Raw genomic sequence first — 16,902 nt, forward strand, 5'->3', positions numbered from 1 at the left:
TACGGCAGCTTTGCCATATACAAACGGGCCTATTCACATTGGGCATTTAGCCGGTGTTTATGTGCCATCAGACATTTATGCACGCTATTTGCGACTGCAAGGAAAAGATGTGGCGTTTATGTGCGGTAGCGACGAACACGGTGTTGCCATATCGATGAAAGCAAAAAAAGAAGGCATTTCTCCACAAGAAGTGATTGATAAATATGATGGAATTATCAGGAAGTCGTTCCTAGATTTTGGGATTTCGTTTGATAATTATTCGAGAACTTCGGCGAAAATTCATCACGAGACAGCTTCGGAATTTTTCAAGAAATTGTACGATAATGGCGATTTTATTGAAGAAGTTACCGAGCAATTGTATGATGCGAAAGCCAATCAGTTTCTTGCCGATCGTTTTGTGGTGGGAACTTGTCCGAAATGTGCCAACGAAGAAGCGTATGGCGACCAATGCGAAAAATGTGGTTCGACCTTGAATGCAACGGATTTAATAAATCCAAAATCGACAATAACTGGAGAAATTCCGACCTTAAAATCGACCAAACACTGGTTTTTACCTTTGGACAGATACCAAGATTTTTTGAAAGAATGGATTCTAGTTGGTCACGCCAAAGATTGGAAAACCAACGTACTTGGACAAGTAAAATCGTGGTTGGACGATGGTTTGAAACCTCGTGCCGTTACAAGAGATTTGGACTGGGGAATTGATGTTCCTGTGGCTGGAGCCGAAGGAAAAAAACTATACGTTTGGTTTGATGCGCCTATTGGCTATATTTCGGCAACCAAAGAATGGGCAGCTCGTGAAGGCAAAAACTGGGAAGATTACTGGAAAAAAGAAGATACGAAACTAGTCCACTTTATAGGAAAAGATAATATTGTTTTTCATTGTATAATTTTTCCGGCGATGTTGAAAGCCGAAGGAAGTTATATTTTGCCAGAAAATGTGCCTGCGAATGAGTTTTTGAATTTGGAAGGAAACAAACTTTCAACTTCAAAAAATTGGGCGGTTTGGTTGCACGAATATTTGGAGGATTTTCCAGACAAGCAAGATTCGTTGCGTTATGCGTTGACTTCGAATGCACCAGAAACGAAGGATAACGATTTTACTTGGAAAGATTTTCAGGCGAGAAATAATAATGAATTGGCAGCAATCTTTGGAAATTTCATCAATCGAGTGGTGGTTTTGACCAACAAATATTACGAAGGAATTGTACCAACACCAAACGAATTTTCGGAAGTTGATGAAAGAACATTGGCTGAGTTGAAAGCCTATCCAGCCGTTATTTCATCTTCTATTGAACGTTATCGTTTTAGAGAAGCGCAAGGCGAATTGATGAATGTTGCCCGTTTAGGAAATAAGTATTTGGCCGATGAAGAACCTTGGAAAGTGATGAAAGACAATCCAGAAAGAGTGAAAACACAAATGTATGTGGCATTGCAAATTGCGGCTGCTTTGCAGGTTTTGTGTGAGCCATTTTTGCCTTTTACATCTAATAAATTGGCGGCCATTTTAAAAATAGACAAATTGAGTTGGAACTCCGTTTCAGAAACTTCTGATTTGATTCCTTATGGTCACAAAATTGGCGAAGCGGAAATATTATTCTCGCAAATTGAAGACGATCAAATTCAAAAACAAATTGACAAACTAGAAGCAACAAAAAAAGCCAATGAGATTTCTCCTATCGTCGAAATGACAAAACAAAAAGAGTTAATTCAGTTTGAAGATTTTGCCAAAATGGACATTCGTACTGGAACGATTTTGGAAGCCGAAAAAATGCCTAAAGCCAATAAATTATTAATTCTGAAAGTCGATACAGGAATAGATGTTCGCACCATAGTTTCAGGAATTGCCGAACATTTTTCACCCGAAGAAGTGGTTGGAAAACGCGTGACGGTTTTGGTAAACTTGGCACCAAGAAATTTGCGTGGCGTGGATAGTCAAGGAATGATTTTGATGACAAATTTACCTGATGGGAAATTGGTTTTTGTAAATCCAGATGTGGATGGTGTTGGGAATGGGGAAACTATAAATTAAAAAAAAATTAAAAAAATGATTAAAAAAATTACAATCTTCGCATTATTATTGAGTTTTAGTTCTTTTTCGCAAGAATTAGTAGGTTCAATTCCTTTAGAGTTGAAGAAAGGCACAGATGTTTTTCAAATTGTGAATGAAACAACAAAACAAACTACTTTCTTTTTAAGTGATAATAAAAAAGTGAAAGCCATTCGATTAAATGAGAAAATGCAAGTTGTGGACACTATGTCTGTACCAAGACCAAATAGCAAATATTCTAAAATGATTGGTACTTGTGGCGATAAATCAAATCCAATGCTATTTTGGGCCTCCTCAAATGATAAAGAAATTTTAACTCAAAAATTTAAGTTTTTAGAGCATAAAACTTCCGAGCAAAAATATGATTTGACTTTTATAGGAGAAAAAGTAGTTGAAGAATTTTCTTTAAATGGTAATTTTTATATTATTTCAGTGATTAAAAACACCAATTCTCTAAAATTTTATGTTTTCAATGAAACTGAAAAAACTGAAAAAACGATAGATTTAAATGGTTTTAATTTTTTAGATTCCGATATTAAAAGAACAACTTTTTATAATGTACTTTTGGAAAACTTTTACGGAAAACAAGAATCTGGATCCATCGAAAAAATAACATCCGACAGCCCAATTTCATTAGCATTGAGTTACAAAAAGAGAAAGGTTTATTTAGAAAACAACAAATTAACTTTTACTTTTGATAATAATTCACTTTATACCCAATTAATAATGGTTGATTTGAAAACCTTTATTGTAAAAGAAAAAATGATTAAAAAACCAGATTTAATGAAAGATCCTTCAGCAGAAGTAAATGAACTTGAATCAAATTCTTTTTTACATCAAGATAAACTATTTCAAATAAAATCTTCACCAAATTTGATTAAATTTTCAATAAAAGACTTAGATGATAAGATTTTATATGAAAATACAATTCACAAAGAGAAACCAATCGACTTTAGTAATTCAGAAGTTTTTTTAGAAAATGGAAGTTCAAAAAACAAAAAGACTATCGAAAACTCTAAATTCATTAGAAAAGTAAATAATCAATCTCCTGCTATCTCCTGCTATAAACAAGATGATACTATTTTGGTAACAATTGGAAGTGTTTCTCAAGTTCAACAACAAATGAGTAACAAAATGATGGTTGGAGCTATGTTTGGAGTTGCGGGAGTTTTGCTTGCATCAGCATTGAGTAGTCCTACAATGGAAAACTTTAATGCTTATGCAAACAGAGAAGTAACCTACGTTAATTGCCTTTTTAATCAAACAGGAGAACATATAACTGGAAGTGTAAAACCTTTGGCATTTGAAAAAATAAGAATTTATCTTGAAAATAACCCAACTGTTTCTTCTCAAACTATTTTCAAACTTGAAAACGATTATTATTTAGGATCGTTTTTAAAAAATGAATATTCATTTCGAAAATTTGTCAACTAAATGAACCTAAAAGTAATCGCTTTCGACGCCGACGACACACTTTTCTTGAACGAACCCTACTTCCAAGAAACGGAACAAAAATTCTGTGCATTGATGAACGATTACTTGTCGCATCAAGGATTGTCTCAAGAATTGTTTCGTGTAGAAATTCAAAATTTACCTTTGTACGGTTATGGAATCAAAGGTTATATCTTGTCGATGATTGAGGCTGCAATGAAAATTTCTGACAATACGATTTCTATGGAAATTATTGAAAAAATAATTGACTATGGAAAAGAATTGCTTCAGAAACCTATCGAATTATTGGATGGTGTGGAAGAAACACTAGAAGCATTAAAAGGAAAATACAAGCTTGTTGTGGCAACAAAAGGCGATTTGAAAGACCAACAACGCAAACTTCACGATTCAGGTTTAGGTCATTATTTTCACCATATTGAAGTAATGTCAGACAAACAAGAAATAGATTATCAAAAATTAGTAAAACGTTTAGATATTGAGCCTTCCGAGTTTTTTATGATTGGAAATTCTCTCAAATCAGATGTTTTACCAGTATTGGGAATTGGTGGTTATGCTGTTCATATTCCATTTCACACCACTTGGGAACACGAAAAAATAAGTCATAAAGTAGAACATCCTAATTTTAAAACTTTTGAAAAAATAACAGAAGTACTACCTATTCTATTAAAATAAATCGACTTTTAATTTGTTAATTTTTTATAAATTACTAAAAATTAGCTAATTAACGGTAACTATAAAAATGAAACAAAAGCTAAATCTAGAAACTTGGAACCGTAAGGAACACTATTTGTTTTTTAAACAAATGGAAGAGCCTTTTTTTGGCATTACCACAACTATCGATTGTACCAAAGCGTATGAAAAAGCCAAAGAATTAAACGTCTCTTTTTTTACCTATTATCTTCACAAAACTTTGGTTGCAGTAAACGAAATTGAAAATTTCAGATACAGAATACTAAATGACGAGATTTATATTTTTGACCAAATCGATGCTTCTGCAACCATATTGCGTGCTGACGAAACCTTTGGATTTTCGCAAATAGAATTTTCTGAAGATATTTTAAAATTTTCTAAAAACACCGAAAACGAAATTACTAGAATCCAAACAACGACAGGGCTTTTTACAAGAGATTTTACCGAAAATTTAATTCATTTTTCGGCTTTGCCTTGGATTAATTTTACTTCATTTACACACGCTCGAAGTTTTACTTGGCCTGACAGTTGTCCTAAAATATCCTTCGGAAAAATGATGGAAGAAAACGGTAAAAAAACAATGGCGATGTCTGTTCACGTACACCACGGATTAATGGACGGATTTCACATTGGACAGTTTGTGCATTTGTTTCAAAAATTACTAGATAAATAATGCTCCCCATAGCTTTCCATCCTATTTATAAACACCCTTTACCTGAAGGACATCGATTTCCAATGTTAAAATACGAATTATTGCCAGAGCAATTATTATATGAAGGAACAGCAGACAAATTAGATTTTTTTGAACCTGAAATTGCAGATTTAGAACATATTTTAGCTGTTCACACTCCAGAATACGTCGATAATCTATTGAATTTAACACTAGATGCAAAAGTTGCTCGAAAAATAGGTTTCCCATTATCTGTTCAATTAATCGAAAGAGAATTACGCATTGCAAACGGCACAATTCTAGGATGTGAAAAAGCATTGCAAACAGGTGTGTCATTTAATATTGCCGGCGGAACACACCACGCATTTACTAATCGAGGTGAAGCATTTTGTATGTTGAACGATCAAGCAATTGGAGCACAATACTTGTTAGATAAAAAATTAGCTTCAAAAATACTTATTGTAGATCTCGATGTGCATCAAGGAAATGGAACAGCAGAAATTTTCAAAAACAATTCTAATGTTTTTACTTTTTCGATGCACGGAAAAACAAATTATCCCTTCAAAAAAGAGGTCTCCAATATGGATATTGCACTAGAAGACGATACAAACGATAGTGAATTTTTATCTATTTTAAAGGAAAATTTACCAAAAGTGATAGAAAATCATAAACCTGATTTTATTTTCTATTTGGCTGGAGTCGATATTTTAGCAACTGATAAATTAGGAAAACTAGCTTGTACAATTGATGGCTGTAAAAAAAGAGATGAAATTGTGTTTTCTCTTTGCAGAAAACTAGAAATACCAGTTCAAGTAAGTATGGGAGGTGGTTATTCGCCAAAAATTAAAACAATAATTGAAGCACATGCCAATACCTATCGAGTTGCAAAACAAATTTTCGATTAACTTTCGTTAAAAAACTACTAACATTCGGCTTACTTCCTGTCAAACTTTGTAACTTTGTAACTCAGTAACTTATTAATACAAAATTATGTATCCAGCAGAAATGGTAAAACCAATGCGTGACGAGTTAGTCAATGTAGGTTTTCAAGAATTATATACCGCATCAGAAGTAGAAAATACAATTGCTAAAGAAGGAACAACTCTTGTAGTAGTAAATTCCGTTTGTGGTTGCGCGGCAAGAAATGCACGTCCAGGAGCTTCTATGAGTTTAGACAATAGCAAAAAACCAACAAATTTAGTAACTGTATTTGCAGGTGTCGATAAAGATGCTGTGGATGCAGCTCGTAAGTTGATGTTTCCCTTTCCACCTTCATCACCAAGTATGGCTTTGTTTAAAAATGGAGAATTGGTGCATATGTTAGAACGTCATCATATTGAAGGTCGTCCAGCAGAATTGATTGCAGAAAACCTAAAAGATGCTTACAACGAATATTGTTAAAAAAAATTATAAAACGCAAATCTAAACCACGTTTTGCGTGGTTTTTTTATTTAAAAAAGTATATTTGGAAGATATTTCAAATAAAATGGAAAAAATAATATCATATCCAATATCTATAATTTATTATTTGTGTTTTGTGATTTGTCTTTTGATATTTCACCCAATACAATGGATTTGCCTGAATGTTTTTGGCTATCAGACACATAAAAAAAGTGTAGATTATTTGAATTTTTTTTTAGTGAAATGTACTAATTTATTAGGAACAACGTATCTATTTGAAAACAAAGATTCAATCCCCAAAAATGTTCCTATTATTTTTGTTGCTAATCATCAAAGTATGTATGATATTATTGCAATAATTTGGTACTTACGTCGTTTTCACGCCAAGTTTGTAAGCAAAAAAGAATTGGGAAAAGGAATACCAAGTGTTTCATACAATTTGAGACACGGCGGTTCTGTTCTAATTGACAGAAAAGATTCAAAACAAGCCATATCAGCCATTTCTGGATTGTCAAAATACTTAGAAAAAAACAAACGATCGGCAGTAATTTTTCCAGAAGGAACCAGAAGCAAAACCGGAACACCAAAGAGATTTGCTGAAAGCGGACTCAAAATGCTCTGTAAATATGCCCCATCTGCATATATTGTGCCAATAACAATTAACAATTCGTGGAAAATGGTTAAATTTGGAACTTTTCCGATGGGTTTAGGAAACAAACTACAATTTGTCATTCACGATGCTATTGCAGTAAAAGACTTTCCATTTGAAGAACTGATGAAACGCACTGAAAAAGCAGTAATACAATCCATAAAATAAAAAACATTTGAATTTTAGGTCAAATCCTAAATTGCAAATTCTAAATTCTAAATTAAAATGTCAACACACAATATACGCTTAGAAGTAATGAAATCATTGGAAAATAAAATTGATGGATTTGTCGATCAATATCTTATTCCTGTGGAAAAAATATGGCAACCTACTGATTTTTTGCCCAATTCAGAAAACGAAAATTTCTTTGAAGAGGTAAAAGAATTGCGAGAAATAGCTAAAGAATTGCCTTATGATTTTTGGGTAACTTTAGTTGGTGATACCATAACCGAAGAAGCACTACCAACCTACGAATCGTGGTTGATGGATGTGGATGGTGTAGGGCAAGTAGAAAACAATGGCTGGTCAAAATGGGTTCGCCAATGGACAAGCGAAGAAAACCGACACGGAGATTTACTCAACAAGTATTTGTATTTATCAGGTCGTGTTAATATGCGTGAAATCGAAATTACAACCCAACATCTTATTGCTGACGGTTTTGATATTGGAACTGGTCGTGATCCATACAAAAATTTTATATATACCAGTTTTCAAGAACTAGCAACCTATATTTCACATAATCGAGTGGCTCAAATCGCCAAGCAATATGGCGACAACAAGTTGTCTAAAATTTGCAAAATGATTGCAGGAGACGAAATGCGTCACCATCATGCCTACTCGGAATTTGTAAATCAAATTTTTAAAGTAGATCCTAGTGAAATGCTTATTGCTTTCAACTTTATGATGAAACAAAAAATAGTTATGCCAGCACAATTTTTGCGAGAATCAGGCGAAAAAATAGGTTCTGCATTCTTGAATTTCTCGGATTCAGCACAACGAATAGGGGTTTATACCGCTAACGATTATGTAGATATTATGCAGAAACTTATTGAAAAATGGGAAATCAGTACACTTTCTGGACTAACTGACGAAGCCGAAAAAGCGAGAGATTACTTGATGAAATTGCCAGCAAGAATGGCAAAAGTTTCTGAAAGATTGATTATTCCTGTGGAATCACAATTATTTAAATGGGTAGAACCAGCTATGGTAAGATAATTAAAAATGGATTAAAAAAATTACAAATGTTGATTATTGAAATCGTTTCAATAATCAACATTTTTTATAAATAGAATATTATGGATAATTTGATTGAAAAAACAATCGCATTTGTAAAACAACAACTTCAAAATGCCGAAGGCGGTCACGATTGGTTTCACATTGAACGTGTTTATAAAAATTCCGTTTTAATTGCTAAAGAAGAAAATTGTAATTTAGAAATTGTTCAACTTGGTGCATTACTTCACGATATTGCTGATAGTAAATTTCACAATGGCGATGAATCTATTGGTCCAAAAACGGCTAGAAATTTTTTGGAATCTGTAAATGTTTCGGAAGAAACAATTGCACACATTATATGTATAATCGAAAATATTTCTTTTAAAGGCGGAAATTTTGACAAGAAATTCACATCTAAAGAACTTGAAATTATACAAGATGCCGACAGATTGGATGCCATTGGAGCAATAGGAATTGCTAGGACTTTTAATTATGGTGGATTTAAAAATCGTCAGTTATACAATCCTGAAATTCTTCCAAACTTAAATATGAGTAAGGAGGAATATAAAAACTCGGAAGCACCAACATTGAATCATTTTTACGAAAAATTGTTGCTTCTTAAAGATAAAATGAATACCGAAACTGGTAAAAAAATTGCTCAAGAACGTCATAATTATATGGAAACGTTTCTGGAGCAATTTTATGGGGAATGGAATGGAAACAAGTAAATACTATAACAAATAATCCCAAAAATTCTCTTTGTGAATGACTTGGGTTGTTTTTGGGTGGTATTTCTCTGTAAATGATTTTGTGAATTTTACTTTGACATTTGGATTGAATTTAATTTCAAACGCTTCAATTTCGTCGTTTTTTATTTCCAAAAAATCAATTTCTGCTTGTTGTGTGTTTCTCCAAAAATAAGTGTCTTTATATTGTCTTTCATAAGATAATTTCTTTTTTCTTTCGCTAATAATAAAATTTTCCCATAAAGATCCGTAATCATCGCGAAGTTCTATGGGTTTAAAGTTTTTGATTATTCGATTGCGTAAACCATTGTCCCAAAAATATATTTTCTTGCTTTTTTTAATCTCATTATCCTGATTTTTACTAAAAGCATTTAAACTAAAAACGATGAAGTTTTTTTCGAGAATATCGATATACTTTTCAACCGTTAACCGATTTATTCCTAAATCATTGGCTAAAGAATTTGTGCTAATTTCTGAACCAATTCTAAATGCCAACATCTGAACTAATCTTTGTAAACTAGATGATTTTTTGACACCTTCTAGGTTTAAAATATCTTTATAAAGGAAACCCTCTGTTAGATCATTTAATATTTTTTCTTCTTTACCCAAATTTGTAACTACTTCAGGATAATATCCATAAACCAAACGATGGTTTACCAATCTTGTTTCTTCTATAAAATTAGTGTGTTGAACCATTTCCGAATAACTCAACGGAAAAAGTTGTAGTTCTTCCTTACGACCAACCATAGATTCTTTGGTTTTATCAGCCAATTCAAATGCACTACTTCCTGAAGCAATAACTTGAATTTCAGGAAAATTATCCACCATTCTTTTTATTAATAATCCAATATTATGAATCATTTGAGCTTCATCGATAACCAAAATGGAGTTGCCACCAACAATTGCTTTTAGCCTATCGGAAGTTATGTTTTCTAACAAAAGCTGAGTGTCTGGCTCATCACCATTAAGCCAAAGAAAGCTGTTTTGTTTGATAGTGTTTCTTATCAGAGATGTTTTACCAACTTGACGAGCACCAAATACCAAAATCGCTTTTCCCTTAAAAAGATAAGAATCTATTTCTGATTGTTGGGTTCTAGCTATCATATTGCATCGATTTATAATGCAAATATATAATAATTTGATATTACAACATCATAAAAGTATAATAATTTAATATTATAATATTATAAAAATATAATAATATGATATTACGATATCAAAAAAAGTATAATAATATGATATTTGGAATGTTTAACTCCCTGTAAAAACTGCTCTTCTTTTTTCTAAAAAAGCCGTAGTTCCTTCTTTAAAATCATCGGTAGCGAAACACTCTCCAAAAGTTCTAATTTCCACATCATAACCATTTACACCGTCTTTAAAATTGGCATTCACAGCTTCAATAGCTTTGGAGATTGCGACTGGTGAATTTCGCATAATTTTATCTGCCAAAGTATTATAAGTAGCATACAAATCGGCTTGAGGGACAACGTGATTGACTAATCCATAAGCTTTTGCAGTTTCTGCATCAATCATTCCAGCGGTCATAATCATTTCCATAGCACGTCCTTTACCAACTAGTTGTGGCAAACGTTGGGTTCCGCCATATCCAGGAATTACTCCAAGTGAGGTTTCTGGCAAGCCCATTTTGGCATGATCAGAAGCTATTCTGAAATGGCAAGCCATTGCTAGTTCTAGTCCGCCACCAAGTGCAAAACCATTAATGGCAGCGATGACTGGAGTTTTCAAATTTTCGATAAAATCGAAAAGTATTTCTTGTCCTTTTGCTGCTAGTTTTGCTCCATCTTCTGATGAAAAATGAGCAAATTCAGAGATATCGGCACCAGCCACAAAAGCTTTTTCACCACTTCCTGTAATCACAATTACTTTAATTTCTGGATTTTTTTCTGCCGTTTTTAAAGTTTCGTGCAATTCTTGAATGGTTGCTTTGTTCAACGCATTTAACTTTTCTGGACGATTTATAAAAATAGTTGCAATGCCCTTTTCGTGTTCGATGATGATATTTTGTAAAGCCATAATTTGGTTTTTTATTGTTTAATAATAGGTAGAGTAACTTTAAAAGTAGTTCCTTTTCCTAATTGTGATTCAAAAGTAATAGTTCCGTTGTAATTTTCGATAATATTTTTAATAATTGCTAATCCTAAACCCATTCCGCTAGATTTTGTAGTAAATTTTGGTTCAAAAATACGTTCAAAATCTTCTTTTAAAATGCCTTTTCCGTTGTCTTTTACTTTTATAATGGCATTGTTAGATTCCTTTTTTACTGTAACAATAATTTGTTTGTTTTCTTGTTCCTCTGAGATAGCCTGTATAGCATTTTTAACCAAATTGTTTACAATACGTATCAATTGGGTTTTATCAATTTTAGTAATTATTTCTTCTGAATCGGATTCAAACTGGATGAATTCTTCATTGAAAATATCCAAAGTCAGTTCCACAATATCCACGACATTCAACGTCTCGTTTTGTTGTGCTGGCATCGATGCAAAGTTAGAAAAAGCAGAAGCCACAGCACTCATCGTGTCTATTTGTTGAATCAAAGTTTTGGAGTAATCGTCTAGTTTTTGATTAACTAAAGGATCGTTAACATCAAATTTTCGTTGAAAACTTTGCACTGTTAATCGCATTGGTGTGAGAGGATTCTTGATTTCGTGAGCCACTTGTTTTGCCATTTCACGCCAAGCCTCTTCTCGTTCGCTTTGTGCGAGTTTGTTGGCACTTTCTTCCAGTTCGTCAATCATTTTATTATATGATTTTACGAGTCTGTCAATCTCGTAACTGTTGCTGGTTAACTCAATTTTTTCATTTTTTTCGGTCAAACTAGTTTCTGTCAATTTATCTGAAATTGTTTTCAGTGATTTTGTTATAAATCTTGACAAATAGTATGCAATAAATACAGAAACAATAATCATTGAAATGTAAACCAATCCAAAAACGGAAAGAAAATTTTCAAGTTCATTTTTATAAAAAGTATCGTCTTCCTTATATGGTAATTTTAAAATTCCAATGGGTTTGTTTTCTACATAATCCATCAGATAACTATAGGAATATCGGTATTTATCACCTTCTTTTTCTGCTAAAGTCACAAAACGATTTTCGTTAGAGAGCTTTACATTTTCAAGGATATAAGTAGGGATAATTGGTGCCTTTTCAATTTTTGCATTAGGTGCATTGGAATTGATAAGCAACAACCCATCCAAATCATAAACATTGATAACAAGATTATGAATGTCTGATATTTCGAAAATTCTAGATTGAAAGATAGACGGAATATTTTGTGTTATTAATGGATGTGGTGTCTTGGAAAGAATATAAACAATGTGTTCTTTGATTTGTTTTTCCTTACGCTCCAATCTTTCTTGATGGTATTCTTGGCTTTCTATTTGAAATTGAATAATAGAAACTGATGCAACTAAAATCGAAGAAATAATGGTGATAAGAATCATCGAAAGAAAAATTCTTACACGCAACGACCAACTTTTGATAGACAAAATAGTATGCATTAAGATTTGTTTTTGGCTCTTATTCGTTTATAAAATTTAAAACCTAACATTAACAAAATTGAAAATAGAATAATTCCGACAACTCCATAAATCCAATTAAATTCGTTTTTTAAAACCACCAAAAAAACAACAGCAAATAAGATTATTGTGGCTCCTTCATTCCAAAGACGCATATAATTAGAAGAATATTTGAATTTTTCATTTTGTAATTGCTTAAAAATTTGATGGCATTTTAAATGATACAAATACAGCACAAAAACAAAGCCAAGTTTCACGTGCATCCAAGGCATTTGCAACCAAGCTTGTCCCAAAGGCGTAAAAAATAACATCCAATAAGCAAAAAAACTCGCTAAAATGGCGCTTGGCCAAGTAATAATGTACCACAATCTGTAGGACATTATTTTAAATTGAGAAAGTATAATTTCTCGATCTGGCGATGGTTTTTGGTTGGCTTCTATTTGATATACAAACAAACGAACAATGTTAAATAATCCCACAAACCATGTGATTACAAAAATTAAGTGAAGTGATTTTAGGTAATTGTAAAGTTCCATTGAAAATCTATTATCTATTCTCTATATTCTTTTACTTTATTAAACTCACCAATCCAATCTGCAACCAATTCACACCAGGCATCTTCATCATTCAAACAAGGAATAGCGGTAAACTCTTCACCACCGTGATGCAAAAATTCTTCGTTGGCTTCCATTGCAATTTCTTCTAAAGTTTCTAAACAATCTGATACAAATGCTGGAGTTACAACAGCCAGTTTCTTGATTCCTTTTTTAGGCATTTTGTTGATTTCAACGTCGGTATATGGTGTCAACCATTTATCACCAGCCAATCTTGATTGGAATGTTTGACTGTATTTCTCTTTTGGAATATTCAAATATTCAGTAACCAATTTTGTGGTTTCATAACATTGATGACTATAACAAAACTCGTGTGCCGGCGAAGGTGTGCTACAACACGTTCTATCAATTTTGCAATGCGATTTGGTTATATCGGTTTTACGAATATGACGTTTCGGAATTCCGTGGTACGAAAACAATAAATGATCGTATTCGAAACCTTCTAAATGCTTTTTGATACTTTCGGCTAAAACCTTGATGTAATCAGGTTTGTTGTAAAAAGCAGGAACCGTAGTGAATTTCATTTCTGGAAAATGTTTGGCTCGCAATTCTTCTGCCAAAACCAAAATTGTAGTCGTGGAAGCCATTGCGTGCTGCGGATACAAAGGAAAAAGCATTACTTCATTCACACCTTTGTCTTTCAATTCTTGCAAGCCTTTCATAATGGTAATCGTACCATAACGCATTGCTAATACTACTGGAATATCGACTAGACTTTGTACTTTTTTGTGCATTTTTTTAGAAATCACAATCAGTGGAGAACCTTCGTCAGTCCAAATCCTAGCATAGGCTTCTGCTGATTTTTTTGGTCTGGTTTGCAAAATAATGCCACGAACCAATAAAGCTCGCAACAAAAATGGAACATCTATTACAAATCGATCCATTAAAAATTCATCTAAATACGGCTTAACATCTTTTGCGGTTGGGCTTTCTGGCGAACCAAGATTTACGAGTAATACTCCTTTCATAGTAATTTTAAAATTTTTATAAAAGTAACTATTCTTACTTTTTTATCGGTTTGATTAACATTTTTTTATTTGTTGTTTGGGTTTTAAACATTCACATTTAACCCCATCAAATATTTTTTCGGCGTAGTGCCAAATTTCTTTTTGAACGCTGCAATAAAATGACTTCCTGTGCTATAACCTATCTTTAAACCCACTTCATTCACATTATACGAACCCGAATCAAGCAATTGTCTTGCATATTCCATTTTGTGATCAAACAAAAATCCGTAAACCGTATCTCCATAAATTTGCTTAAAACCCATTTTGAGTTTCTTCAAATTCAATCCTATTTGATCAGAAAGTTCCTGTAAACCTGGAGGTTCTGCCATATTAGCAATTATAATTTCTTTGGCTTTTTTAATTTTCAATACATTTTCTTCGTCAATCAAAAACGGACATTGCTCGGCGTTTGGATCTTCGTTTCTGTTGAAAAACAAACTTAGTAATTCGTATCCTTTTCCTTTATAATACAAGTTTTTAATGGATGGATTTAAGTTGTAATGAAACATTTGGTTCAGTACAATTGCCATTGATGGAGAAATGTTTTCTTCTCCATAATATTTTTTATCCTGATTTTCTATGCTCAAAAACGGAATGTGTTCAGTGTCTGCAGAAAACAATCCGTGAAATTTTTTGATAGAAACCAAAATCGAAATCACCCAAGATTTAGGCGCAATTTCCAAATGCAATGGCAATTCTTTCTGTGGATTGTAAAAAAGCAAAGACTTTTCTTCTTTCAAATCTAAAGTATAATTTCCTTGATTGAAAATAAATTTTGCATTGCCTTTTAACCCAAAATGAAACTGAATCAAGTCGTTATGAACTTGACGTTCGAACGAGATCTTCTCGTCAGAATCATTCTGAAAACGAATTAAAATAAAATCGTCATCAATTTTTATTTCTTCTCTAGAACCCACAGCGATATTTTTTTAAGTAAATAAAAATCAAAAGTGAATTATTTATTTAGAATTGTTCTAAATTAATAAATTCAAAAGTGTTGATTTTAATACAAATTTAAAAGAAATAACGATAAAAAGACACTTTTAATTGTAAAAATCTTTAAGCGACACAAATAGACCTTCTAGCGTTACTTTTGTAAAGACGATAGTAATACTTTTGTTTTGCTTTTTACTTGAAGTGAAAACTATGGAGAACAATACAATGTCAAAGCACGTTTCTTTTTACGCCATTGGGCTAAATTACAAGAAAGCCGATGCCGTGATAAGAGGGAAATTTAGCATTGACACACAATCTAAATCCAACTTATTATTACAAGCCAAAGAAGAAGGAATCGAGAGTTTAATCGTTACTTCTACCTGTAACAGAACCGAAATTTACGGTTTTGCACAACACCCATTTCAATTAATCAAATTACTTTGCGAAAATTCTAACGGAACCGTAGAAGATTTTCAGAAAGTTGCATATGTATATAAAAACCAAGAAGCTATTTCCCATTTATTTAAAGTAGGCACTGGTTTAGATAGCCAAATTTTGGGCGATTTTGAAATTATAAGTCAAATAAAAATTGCTTTTAATGAGAGCAAATTGCTCGGATTAGCCAATGCTTTTATGGAAAGATTGGTAAATGCAGTAATTCAAGCCAGTAAAAAAATAAAAACCGATACCGAAATTTCTTCAGGAGCCACCTCAGTTTCGTTTGCTTCGGTTCAGTACATTCTAAAAAACGTAGAGAACATTAAGGATAAAAACATTTTGCTTTTCGGAACTGGAAAAATAGGAAGGAATACCTGTGAAAATTTGGTAAAACATTCCAAAAACGAACATATTACTTTAATAAACAGAACGAAAGACAAAGCCGAAAAATTAGCTGGTAAACTCAATTTGATCGTTAAAGATTATGCAGATTTGCAGCTAGAACTTCAAAAAACAGATGTTGTTGTTGTAGCAACTGGGGCACAAAATCCAACTATTGACAAGGCGATTTTAAACTTAAAAAAACCATTGTTGATTCTGGATTTATCAATTCCAAAAAATGTTCACGAGAATGTAAAAGATTTAGAAAATGTAACGTTAATACATTTGGACGATTTATCTCAAATTACAGATGAAACACTCGAAAATAGAAAACTACACATTCCTGCCGCAGAGGTTATTATAGAAGAAATTAAAGACGAATTTATTGCTTGGATGAATGGCAGAAAATATGCTCCAACGATTCACGCTTTAAAAGCAAAATTAAATACAATTAAAGAAAAAGAATTAAATTTTCAACGTAAAAAATTATCTTCTTTTGATGAAGAACAAGCAGAACTTATTAGCAATCGCATCATTCAAAAAATAACCAATCATTTTGCAAATCATTTAAAAGATGAAGACACTATGGTGGATGAAAGTATCAATTATATTAATAAAATATTTCAATTATAGCTTAAAATTATTTTTAGTTAAAATTAAAACATTAAGAAATTAAGAATCATTAAGAATATTATAAAATGACTAAAAAAGAAATAACCAAATTATCTTTTGAAATAACTGTATTTGCAATAAAAGTTCATAAAAGACTGGGGGCCAGGTTTACTAAAAAGTGTTTATGAACAGTGTTTAAAGTTCGAATTAGAGAGAAATGGTTATGATGTAAAACAACAACTTGTCGTTAAAATTGAATATGATAATTTAGAACTTGAATCAACATTAAGGATAGATTTATTGGTTAATGATAGCGTGATTGTTGAACTTAAAACAGTTGAAAACATTTTAACAATACACGAAGCGCAACTTTTAACCTATATGAAATTATTAGAAAAACCTTAAGGATTACTAATAAATTTCTACACAACAAATATCTCAAAATCATTGAAACCATTTGTTAATGAGTTTTTTTCAAGATTAGAAGATTAAAATCTTAATG

General features: G+C 32.2%; 17 protein-coding genes. 11 read left to right on the forward strand and 6 right to left on the reverse strand.

The window, feature by feature from the left end:
* From metG to RMO70_RS04390, 9 genes are all read left to right on the forward strand, one after another.
* Window positions 1–2,032: methionine--tRNA ligase (gene metG, locus RMO70_RS04350; protein WP_310555196.1), on the forward strand; the 2,032-nt coding region annotated here is incomplete at its 5' end.
* Window positions 2,033–2,047: 15 nt separating this feature from the next.
* A complete protein-coding gene (locus RMO70_RS04355; RefSeq protein ID WP_310555197.1) occupies window positions 2,048–3,484 on the forward strand; it encodes a hypothetical protein in 1,437 nt (478 codons plus the stop codon).
* Window positions 3,485–4,174 carry an HAD family hydrolase gene (locus tag RMO70_RS04360; protein ID WP_310555198.1) on the forward strand — a complete coding sequence of 230 codons (690 nt, stop codon included), beginning with the start codon at window positions 3,485–3,487 and terminating at the stop codon, window positions 4,172–4,174.
* A gap of 67 nt (window positions 4,175–4,241) precedes the next feature.
* Window positions 4,242–4,865 (forward strand): chloramphenicol acetyltransferase, encoded by a 624-nt coding sequence (locus RMO70_RS04365; RefSeq protein ID WP_310555199.1) that lies wholly within the window; start codon window positions 4,242–4,244, stop codon window positions 4,863–4,865.
* On the forward strand, window positions 4,865–5,767 hold the full coding sequence (locus RMO70_RS04370) for a histone deacetylase (RefSeq protein ID WP_310555200.1): 903 nt from the start codon (window positions 4,865–4,867) through the stop codon (window positions 5,765–5,767). Before RMO70_RS04365 ends, RMO70_RS04370 begins: the two co-directional genes overlap by 1 nt.
* 85 nt (window positions 5,768–5,852) lie before the next feature.
* Window positions 5,853–6,263 (forward strand): BrxA/BrxB family bacilliredoxin, encoded by a 411-nt coding sequence (locus RMO70_RS04375; protein ID WP_310555201.1) that lies wholly within the window; start codon window positions 5,853–5,855, stop codon window positions 6,261–6,263.
* Window positions 6,264–6,348: 85 nt separating this feature from the next.
* On the forward strand, window positions 6,349–7,080 hold the full coding sequence (locus RMO70_RS04380) for a lysophospholipid acyltransferase family protein (protein ID WP_310555202.1): 732 nt from the start codon (window positions 6,349–6,351) through the stop codon (window positions 7,078–7,080).
* Window positions 7,081–7,137: 57 nt separating this feature from the next.
* A complete protein-coding gene (locus tag RMO70_RS04385) occupies window positions 7,138–8,127 on the forward strand; it encodes an acyl-ACP desaturase (protein ID WP_310555203.1) in 990 nt (329 codons plus the stop codon).
* Window positions 8,128–8,207: 80 nt separating this feature from the next.
* A complete protein-coding gene (locus RMO70_RS04390; RefSeq protein ID WP_310555204.1) occupies window positions 8,208–8,855 on the forward strand; it encodes an HD domain-containing protein in 648 nt (215 codons plus the stop codon).
* A 3-nt stretch (window positions 8,856–8,858) separates the two neighbouring features.
* Here the strand turns inward: RMO70_RS04390 and RMO70_RS04395 are convergent, their stop codons facing one another.
* The 6 genes from RMO70_RS04395 to RMO70_RS04420 all read right to left on the reverse strand — a co-directional run bounded on the left by RMO70_RS04395 (window position 8,859) and on the right by RMO70_RS04420 (window position 14,950).
* Window positions 8,859–9,977 (reverse strand): ATP-binding protein, encoded by a 1,119-nt coding sequence (locus tag RMO70_RS04395; RefSeq protein WP_310555205.1) that lies wholly within the window; start codon window positions 9,975–9,977, stop codon window positions 8,859–8,861.
* A 147-nt stretch (window positions 9,978–10,124) separates the two neighbouring features.
* Window positions 10,125–10,907, reverse strand: a complete 783-nt coding sequence (locus RMO70_RS04400; protein ID WP_310555206.1) for an enoyl-CoA hydratase-related protein — start codon at window positions 10,905–10,907, stop codon at window positions 10,125–10,127.
* An 11-nt stretch (window positions 10,908–10,918) separates the two neighbouring features.
* Window positions 10,919–12,337, reverse strand: a complete 1,419-nt coding sequence (locus RMO70_RS04405; RefSeq protein ID WP_310555363.1) for a HAMP domain-containing sensor histidine kinase — start codon at window positions 12,335–12,337, stop codon at window positions 10,919–10,921.
* Window positions 12,338–12,393: 56 nt separating this feature from the next.
* Window positions 12,394–12,948, reverse strand: coding sequence for a CopD family protein (locus RMO70_RS04410; RefSeq protein WP_310555207.1), 555 nt, complete (start codon window positions 12,946–12,948; stop codon window positions 12,394–12,396).
* Window positions 12,949–12,962: 14 nt separating this feature from the next.
* Entirely contained in the window at window positions 12,963–13,994 is a 1,032-nt protein-coding gene (gene hemH / locus RMO70_RS04415) for a ferrochelatase (protein WP_310555208.1), read from the reverse strand.
* Window positions 13,995–14,077: 83 nt separating this feature from the next.
* On the reverse strand, window positions 14,078–14,950 hold the full coding sequence (locus RMO70_RS04420) for an AraC family transcriptional regulator (RefSeq protein WP_310555209.1): 873 nt from the start codon (window positions 14,948–14,950) through the stop codon (window positions 14,078–14,080).
* Window positions 14,951–15,179: 229 nt separating this feature from the next.
* Here RMO70_RS04420 and hemA point away from each other — a divergent pair, with 229 nt between their 5' ends.
* A complete protein-coding gene (hemA, locus tag RMO70_RS04425; protein WP_310555210.1) occupies window positions 15,180–16,421 on the forward strand; it encodes a glutamyl-tRNA reductase in 1,242 nt (413 codons plus the stop codon).
* 126 nt (window positions 16,422–16,547) lie between these two features.
* Window positions 16,548–16,805: a GxxExxY protein gene (locus RMO70_RS04430; protein WP_310555364.1), complete on the forward strand. Its 258-nt coding sequence runs from the start codon at window positions 16,548–16,550 to the stop codon at window positions 16,803–16,805.
* Window positions 16,806–16,902 lie beyond the last annotated feature (97 nt).

It is taken from the genome of Flavobacterium sp. (assembly GCF_031422135.1).
In the GTDB taxonomy this organism is placed as follows: Bacteria; Bacteroidota; Bacteroidia; order Flavobacteriales; family Flavobacteriaceae; genus Flavobacterium.

What these genes read in the sequence shown, in the direction of transcription:
- RMO70_RS04355 (WP_310555197.1), top strand. Translation starts at nt 2,048, where the DNA reads ATGATTAAAAAAATTACAATCTTCGCATTATTATTGAGTTTTAGTTCT.
- RMO70_RS04360 (WP_310555198.1), top strand. Translation starts at nt 3,485, where the DNA reads ATGAACCTAAAAGTAATCGCTTTCGACGCCGACGACACACTTTTCTTG.
- RMO70_RS04365 (WP_310555199.1), top strand. Translation starts at nt 4,242, where the DNA reads ATGAAACAAAAGCTAAATCTAGAAACTTGGAACCGTAAGGAACACTAT.
- RMO70_RS04370 (WP_310555200.1), top strand. Translation starts at nt 4,865, where the DNA reads ATGCTCCCCATAGCTTTCCATCCTATTTATAAACACCCTTTACCTGAA.
- RMO70_RS04375 (WP_310555201.1), top strand. Translation starts at nt 5,853, where the DNA reads ATGTATCCAGCAGAAATGGTAAAACCAATGCGTGACGAGTTAGTCAAT.
- RMO70_RS04380 (WP_310555202.1), top strand. Translation starts at nt 6,349, where the DNA reads ATGGAAAAAATAATATCATATCCAATATCTATAATTTATTATTTGTGT.
- RMO70_RS04385 (WP_310555203.1), top strand. Translation starts at nt 7,138, where the DNA reads ATGTCAACACACAATATACGCTTAGAAGTAATGAAATCATTGGAAAAT.
- RMO70_RS04390 (WP_310555204.1), top strand. Translation starts at nt 8,208, where the DNA reads ATGGATAATTTGATTGAAAAAACAATCGCATTTGTAAAACAACAACTT.
- RMO70_RS04395 (WP_310555205.1), bottom strand. Translation starts at nt 9,977, where the DNA reads ATGATAGCTAGAACCCAACAATCAGAAATAGATTCTTATCTTTTTAAG.
- RMO70_RS04400 (WP_310555206.1), bottom strand. Translation starts at nt 10,907, where the DNA reads ATGGCTTTACAAAATATCATCATCGAACACGAAAAGGGCATTGCAACT.
- RMO70_RS04405 (WP_310555363.1), bottom strand. Translation starts at nt 12,337, where the DNA reads ATGATTCTTATCACCATTATTTCTTCGATTTTAGTTGCATCAGTTTCT.
- RMO70_RS04410 (WP_310555207.1), bottom strand. Translation starts at nt 12,948, where the DNA reads ATGGAACTTTACAATTACCTAAAATCACTTCACTTAATTTTTGTAATC.
- hemH (WP_310555208.1), bottom strand. Translation starts at nt 13,994, where the DNA reads ATGAAAGGAGTATTACTCGTAAATCTTGGTTCGCCAGAAAGCCCAACC.
- hemA (WP_310555210.1), top strand. Translation starts at nt 15,180, where the DNA reads ATGGAGAACAATACAATGTCAAAGCACGTTTCTTTTTACGCCATTGGG.